Raw genomic sequence first — 6429 nt, 5'->3', positions numbered from 1 at the left:
AGCGCGAGTCGCAGAAGGAACTGGCCGACTCCGAGGCCAACGCCGAGCGGACGAGCGCACCGGACGCCCGCCGCATCCCGGTGAGCCGGGCACCGGAAGGCGTCTGAGCCTTCACCGACGCCGCCCGCGCTGCGGGCACGCGTTCCTACACTGACGGGGTGGGTCGGATGAGTCACGGCATGGGTCACGGGTTGGCCGACGCGAACGGTCCGCGCCGGGCACGGCGCCCGCGCGCCGGCCTGGCTGCGGCCCTCGCCGCGCTCGTCGTGCTGATCGCCGGCTGCGGTTCGCCCGGGCCGGCTGCTCCGACGTCGACGTCCGGCGCGTCGACGGGGCAGGTGGCCACTCCTGGGTCCGGCCCCCGGTCCTCCACCCAGCCCGCCACGCCCACCACTCCGCCCACCACCGGACCCGACGCGGCCGCCGGACGGCCCCGGCCGGTGACTCCTGCCGCGCCTGCTCCGCTGCGCACCGGCGAGAGCCTGCGCACGGTCGCGTCGCCGGTCGACTACACCCCTCGGGCCCCGACCGTCGGCACCGACGACTACCGGTGCTTCGTGCTCGACCCCAAGGTCTCCCGGGACGCCTTCGTCACGGGCTTCGACATCGTCCCCGGGCAGCCGCAGGAGGTGCACCACGTCATCCTCTTCCGCGTCCCGCCGTCGGCCGCTGCAGCCGCCCGCGCACGCAACGCCGAGAGCGGCGGCAACGGCTGGACCTGCTTCGGGGGCACCGGGCTGGGCTCGGGCGGCGTCGGTCTCGACGACGCACCGTGGGTCGGCGCGTGGGCGCCCGGCGGCCGCGCGAACGTCCTCCCACCGGACGTCGGGATCCCCCTCCAGCGCGGGTCGCTGCTGATCATGCAGGTGCACTACAACCTGCGACACGGGTCCACGCCGGACCGCACCAAGGTGCAGCTGCGCCTCTCCTCCTCGACCCGGCTCAAGCCGCTCCAGACGATGCTCTACCCCGCGCCGGTCGAGCTGCCCTGCCGCGCAGGCAAGTCCGGTCCGCTGTGCGACCGAGCCACCGCGGTGGCCGACGTGACCAAGCGCTTCGGCCCGATGTCCGCACCGATCGTCAACGGCCTGCTGCTCGCCTGCGACGGCACGCTGATCCCGACTCCCGGGCCCACGCAGTCGTGCACCCGCCGGGTCGACCAGGAGGCCACGATCCGCGCCGTCGCCGGCCACATGCACCTGCTCGGCTCCTCCCTGCGCATCGACCTCGATCCCGGCACCTCGAAGGCCCGCACGCTTCTCGACATCAAGGTGTGGGACTTCGACAACCAGGCGTCCGTCCCGGTCCCCGCCACGGTGATCAGGCCCGGCGACTCGATCCGGATCACGTGCACGCACGACCAGGCCTGGCGGGACAGGCTGCCCGACCTGCAGGGCCTGCCCGAGCGCTACGTCGTGTGGGGCGAGGGCACCACCGACGAGATGTGCCTCGGCCTGCTCAGCGTGACGAGGCCCTGACGGACCTCGCCCCTGCCGCCTGTGCACAATGAGCCTCGTGATGACGACCGAGACCACTGACGTCCTCGTCGTCGGCGGCGCCGGCGTCGACACCCTCGTTCGGGTCGCCACCCTGCCGGTCCCGTTCGCCGACTCCCACGGCGTTCCGCCCATCCACACGGTGGTCGGGCACACCGGCAGCGGCGTCGCACTCGGCTGCCACCGCCTGGGGATGCGCACCTGCTTCGTCGACGTCATCGGCGACGACCACGAGGGGCAGATGCTCCTCGACCGCTTCGCCGCCGAGGGCCTGCGCTTCGACCACGTCACCCACCCGAGCGGCACCCGGCGAGCCGTCAACCTCGTCGACGCGACCGGGCGGCGGATGTCGTTCTACGACGCTCGGCACCCCTACGACCTGGTGCCCGAGGCCTCCCTCTGGCGCGGCCCGCTGGCGCAGGCGCGGCACGTCCACGCGTCGATCATGCCGTGGACCGTGCACGCGCTCGAGGACGCCGCTGCAGCAGGCGTCACCACCTCCACCGACCTGCACGACTGGGACGGCCAGAACCCGCACCACCGGCCCTTCGCGTATGCCGCCGACCTCGTCTTCGTGTCGGGCTCACGCCTCGCCGGCATCGAGGACGTCGTGGTCGCCGACGTGTTCGACGAGGGGCGCGCGCGGATCGTCGTCGTCATGGACGGGGCACGAGGCAGCCGCGTCACCGTCCGCGACGGCGGCTCGTTCGCCGTGCCGGCGGTCGAGCTCGAGGATCGTCCCGCGGTGGACTCGAACGGCGCCGGCGACGCCTACGTCTCCGCCTTCCTGCGTTCCTGGCTCGCGGGCAGCGACGCCCGCGCCGCGGCCCGCGCGGGCGCCATCGCCGGCGCGTGGGCCTGCGGGACCGCCGGCACGCACTCGAGCCTCATCGACTCCGGCGAGCTGACCCGCCGGTTGGAGGGGCACTTCGGGCCGACGTCGGCCTGACGCGTCAGCTCGAGGCGCCGTCGCCGGTGTGGTCACCGGCGATGTTGACCAGCCAGCCGATGCCGAAGCGGTCGGTCAGCATGCCGAACTCATCGCCCCACATCTGCTTCTCGAGGGGTTGGCTGACGGTGGCGCCGTCGCTGAGCTTCTCCCAGTAGCCGCGCAGCTCGTCGCTGTCGTCGCCGCTCAGGCTGACCGTGATGCTGCTGCCCGGCTCGTACGCCATGCCGTCCGGGGTGTCGGAGGCCATGATCGTGTAGCCGCTCGGGGTCTCGAGCTGGGCGTGCATGACGTGGTCCGCATCCGGGCCGCTGTCGCCGTACTGGCCGAACGTCGACACGTTCAGCTCGCCGCCGAAGACCGACTGGTAGAACTCCATCGCCGGTCGGGCGGTGTCCTTGAAGCCGATGTAGGGGTTGAGGCGGGTTCCCATGGGGGTGCTCCTCTGCTCGTGGCGAGGTCGGGCGGGTGACTGGACCCCACCACGGTAGGTCGGCCTGCCGAGCCGCGCAGGAGTTCCGGAGAGGCGATCGGCACCAGCGACGGACGCACGACGGATGCACGACGGACGCACGACGGACACGGGATCAGTAGGAGCGGCGTGAGCGGGCGGCACCGCGATCCGACCCGAGCGGCACCTGGCGGCGGCCGTCGTCGGTCGGCCCCAGTCCACCTTGGCAGCCGGGGCAGTAGAACATCGTGCGTTCCTTCGTGGGCTCCCCGATCATGGCGACCCGCACCGTGGTGCCGCAGCGCCGGCACGGGCGGCCGCTGCGGGCATGCACGTAGTGCGCCTCGTCGAGGCGGTAGCTGCCGGTGCTCGACTGGACGGCGTGGCGGCGGCCGTTGTCGATGAGCCGGTGGGCCCGCACCACGACCCGCTCGACCGTCTCGAGGCCCAGCTCGTCGGCTCGGGTCCACGGCGGCACGCGCTCGAGGAAGAGGGTCTCAGCGCACCACATGGTGCCGACCCCTGCGAGGTTGCGCTGGTCGAGCAGGGCCTGTCCGATCGGCACCGGGCTGGCGCAGATGTTGTCGACGGCCAGCTCCTGGTCCCAGTCCGGCCCGAGCACGTCGGGCCCCAGGTGGCCGACGAGCTCGTGCTCGCGCGCTGTCGGCACGAGGTTGAGCATGCCGAGGCGCAGCCCGAGCGCGGCCCAGTCCGCTGCTGCGACCAGCGCCCTCAGCTGCGGGTTGCGACGCCATCGCGCCGCCAGCCCGGCCGTGGCCTCGATGCGCCACTGCCCCTCCATCCGCAGGTGCGAGTGCAGCGTCAGGCCGCCCTCCACCCGGTGCAGCACGTGCTTGCCGCGGCTGACCACCTCGAGCGTGGTGCGGCCGGTGAGGTCGGCCGTCGAGATCTCGGGCCAGCGCAGGTCGGACTCGACGATCTCGCGACCGGCGAGCGCCTCGTTGAGGCGGCTGGCGGTGCGCCACACGGTGTCTCCCTCGGGCACGCCACCTCCTGGTCGCCTTCTGGCCGCCTTCTGGCCGCCGTTCGTCGCTCACCCTGGCGGGCGGACGTCCCTCCAGCCTAGGCAGTTCGGGGCTGGCAGCGCGGTAGTGCGGGCGAGCAGAAGTGCGGCGACGGGCTCAGCCCCCCGGCTGGCCCGGCTGGGCGGGACCGACCCGGTACGGCCGCATCATCTCGTTGTCCTCGTGCTCGAGGATGTGACAGTGCCAGACGAACTGGCCGGGCTGGCTGAACGTCGCCCGGATGCGGGTCACCTGGCCGGGGTAGGCGACGACCGTGTCCTTCAAGCCACTCTCCCAGGGGTGCGGGGCTAGCACGTCGCCCACAGGGCGCGACGGCGGGACGGCCTCCCCGTCGGCGTCGACGACCAGGGCCTGCCGGTTCAGCACCTCGAACGTCACCGCGTGGACGTGTATCGGATGGGCGTCGGCGGTGAAGTTGTGCAGCTCCCAGATCTCCGTGTCGCCGGCGTCGGGGTTCTCGGTGACCTGCTCGCCTTCCATCCGGTGCACCGGCACTCCGTCTGCGTCCAGGATGCCCAGCATCGCCTGCGCCGGACCGTCCCAGCTCTGCGACATCATCTCCATCAGAGCCAGACGGCGGGTGCGGGCAGCGCGGGCCAGGGGCGTCACGCGCGGCAGCTCGAGGAACCGGGGCGGCGTGGAGCGGTCCCGCCCGGCGGCACGCGAGACCCGGAACTGCAGCAGCCGGCCCGTCGTGGCCGGGTCGGCCGCCTCGAAGTCGGTGCCGGGCTCGCCACCGCCGAAGGGCTCGTCGGGTCCGACGTTGCCGAGCACCCAGCGGCCCACCGGGACCTCCGTGAAGTCGACGACCAGGTCGGCGCGCTCGGCCGGCGCCATCAGGAGCCGGTTGCCGTGCTCGGCCGTGAGGTTCACCGGCGCAGCGAGGAAACCGCCGTCGTTGCCGATGTCCCACACCTCGACGCCCGGGATGCGGCTGAAGTCGAGGACGAGGAAGCGGGACTGGCAGCCGTTGAGGAACCGCAGGCGGTAGCGCCGCTGCTCCACGTGCCGGAAGGGCCACGTGTTGCCGTTGACCAGGATGGTGTTGCCGAAGAACTCCGGGTTCCAGATCGGGGGGAGGTCCGTGTCCGGGACGAAGCCGGGAGCGTCGGCGGTGGCCCCGTCGAAGAACTCCCTCGTGTCCGGGTAGAACAGCGAGCCGTCCTCGTTGAACGCCCGGTCCTGGATGACGAGCACCAGCTCGTGGCCGGCCTGGTTCGCCGACCGGCCGCCCGGCGCCGACGCCGGCCCCGGCAGGACCGCCTCGTCGCCGGTCCGACGGTCCACGACCGCCTGGTCGCCGTGTGGCCCACCCCGGAGGAGGAAGAAGCCGACCGGCCCCGCGTAGAGGTTGACCCTCGTCATCCCGAGAGAGTGGTCGTGGTACCAGAGCGTCGCGGCCCGCTGGTCGTTCGGGTACTGGAAGGTGGCGGACCCGCGGCTCCAGCTCACGCCGAACCGGTTGGCAGCCTTGCGTCCGAAGAACGCGTGCCAGGAGCCCTCTCGCGCATGATCTCCCGGGATGTTCCGGGCCGCCGGGAGGTACCACGCCTGGGCGTAGCCGTCGCTCTCGTCCCCCACGCCGACGGCGCCGTGCAGGTGCGTCACCATGGGCACGGGCCCGGTGTAGCGGCCGGGCGTCGTGGCGAAGGACGGTCGGCTGTCCCGGCCGGTCCGACCTCCGGGCGGGTTGGCCCAGTGCAGGGTCGGGTCCACGGGCAGCAGGTGGGGAAGGTAGCCGCCTTCGGCGTCCACGAGGTCGTTGACCCACGTGATGCGGACCGGCCGCCTCCACCGGGCCTCGATCGTGGCGGCCGGGGCGTGGTGCATCATCCGGTCCTTGCCGCCGGGGGGTCCCACCGGACCGTAGCCCCAGACGGTGGTTCGGGGCCATCCCGCGGGCAGGACCTGTTGCCGGAGCTGCCGCACCGAGATCTCGTAGCAGTCGGCCGCCCTGCCACCCGCCACGGGGACCGTTCCCGTCCGTGGCATGACCGGTGGTACGAGCATCGGGGTCACGAACTTCGGCAGAGCCGTCGGGTCCAGGGTGCCGCCCGGGATCGCGGCGACAGCCCGCCTGGGGGCTCCACCCCCGTGGGTGTAGAGGACGAACCCTGCACCGGCCGCACCCGCTGCCCTGATGAAGGTTCGCCGCGTCAGCGACAGGCGTATGCGGTCATCACGTTCGTCCATCCCGACCACCATCCAGTTCGACGACAACTGAGCGATGGCGTGTCCCCTGCGCGCGCCCCCACGGTCTTTGGACCGGTCGTCCGGTCGCAAAGCCCTCCACCGAGCGTGGCACCGGGACGTCACGTCTGAACCGCGATTGGGAAAATCCTGAGAGTGCGATGCAGGCGCCTGACCGGTTGGTCCCCTTGTGGCAGAAGGTGTCCCAGCAGCACACTCCGTGCGGGATCTGGTCAGCGGCGCAGGCGCAGGCCTCGCGGTGTCATGTGGAAGCCGGCCTGCGACAGCGCCTGCACG

Annotated in this window: 5 protein-coding genes; 2 read left to right on the top strand and 3 right to left on the bottom strand. The window is 72.5% G+C overall.

The annotated features are described in order from the left end of the window. Positions 1-179 precede the first annotated feature (179 nt). Complete coding sequence (locus tag ABD194_RS21480; protein WP_343995330.1) at positions 180-1478, top strand: hypothetical protein; 1299 nt, start codon at positions 180-182, stop codon at positions 1476-1478. A gap of 40 nt (positions 1479-1518) precedes the next feature. Then, complete coding sequence (locus ABD194_RS21475; protein WP_343995332.1) at positions 1519-2445, top strand: carbohydrate kinase family protein; 927 nt, start codon at positions 1519-1521, stop codon at positions 2443-2445. Between the two features lie 4 nt (positions 2446-2449). On the opposite strand, the gene ABD194_RS21470 is transcribed toward ABD194_RS21475, so the two are convergent. The 3 genes from ABD194_RS21470 to ABD194_RS21460 all read right to left on the bottom strand — a co-directional run bounded on the left by ABD194_RS21470 (position 2450) and on the right by ABD194_RS21460 (position 6135). After that, complete coding sequence (locus ABD194_RS21470; protein ID WP_343995328.1) at positions 2450-2878, bottom strand: VOC family protein; 429 nt, start codon at positions 2876-2878, stop codon at positions 2450-2452. Between the two features lie 154 nt (positions 2879-3032). Further along, a complete protein-coding gene (locus tag ABD194_RS21465) occupies positions 3033-3902 on the bottom strand; it encodes a DNA-formamidopyrimidine glycosylase family protein (RefSeq protein WP_343995326.1) in 870 nt (289 codons plus the stop codon). Between the two features lie 136 nt (positions 3903-4038). Further along, complete coding sequence (locus ABD194_RS21460; RefSeq protein ID WP_343995324.1) at positions 4039-6135, bottom strand: multicopper oxidase family protein; 2097 nt, start codon at positions 6133-6135, stop codon at positions 4039-4041. Positions 6136-6429: the final 294 nt, after the last annotated feature.

The sequence above is a fragment of the Terrabacter terrae genome (assembly GCF_039529575.1).
Classification (GTDB): Bacteria; Actinomycetota; Actinomycetes; order Actinomycetales; family Dermatophilaceae; genus Terrabacter; species Terrabacter terrae.
This window is presented reverse-complemented; position numbering and strand designations above follow the sequence as displayed.

Bases quoted from the DNA above. Each gene is read 5' to 3' on its own strand.
- ABD194_RS21480 (WP_343995330.1), top strand. From the start codon at position 180: ATGGGTCACGGGTTGGCCGACGCGAACGGTCCGCGCCGGGCACGGCGC.
- ABD194_RS21475 (WP_343995332.1), top strand. From the start codon at position 1,519: ATGACGACCGAGACCACTGACGTCCTCGTCGTCGGCGGCGCCGGCGTC.
- ABD194_RS21470 (WP_343995328.1), bottom strand. From the start codon at position 2,878: ATGGGAACCCGCCTCAACCCCTACATCGGCTTCAAGGACACCGCCCGA.
- ABD194_RS21460 (WP_343995324.1), bottom strand. From the start codon at position 6,135: ATGGACGAACGTGATGACCGCATACGCCTGTCGCTGACGCGGCGAACC.